This window comes from Pseudoalteromonas sp. GW168-MNA-CIBAN-0100 (assembly GCF_040309225.1).
GTDB classification, from domain to species: Bacteria; Pseudomonadota; Gammaproteobacteria; order Enterobacterales; family Alteromonadaceae; genus Pseudoalteromonas; species Pseudoalteromonas arctica.
On sequence record NZ_JBEOOL010000131.1, the window covers coordinates 1 to 440 of the forward strand.

Sequence of the window (440 nt, forward strand, 5' to 3'; positions counted from 1 at the left end):
TCTAAGCGTTTACAAACGGGCTATATCGTTAGTGTTCGGCGCCTCAAAGAAACTCTAAAAAGTACAAAAGCAAGTGATTTAATAGACAAAAGATTAGATTACCTTAGTACACAGTTAGAAGGTAAAGCAAAAGTTAGTGTTAGATATAGCTTGTTAGAAGATGCTCAACCATATGGTTTTGATGACCAAGAAAAGTTGTTAATTAGTGTCTTTAGTATAAGTATTTAATTTATAGAATCAATCATGCAAGTTTTACGATACGAAATTATTTTAGATTGTATACCCGTTAGACCTTTTCGTAGGTCAACCTCTGAGCTGAAGCTTATGCTACTAAATCAAGGCTTTAAAGTAACAACTCGGATGCTCCAGCGAGACCTACAATCACTTTACGATCAAGGTTGTTTTGGCCTTGAAAAAGATACCCGCAGTAAGCCCTATGG

1 protein-coding gene is annotated in these 440 nt (G+C 35.7%); it reads left to right on the forward strand.

The features are described from left to right. A partial coding sequence (locus AAEY62_RS20370; protein WP_350636019.1) for a hypothetical protein occupies positions 1-228 on the forward strand: 228 nt, incomplete at its 5' end. Positions 229-440: the final 212 nt, after the last annotated feature.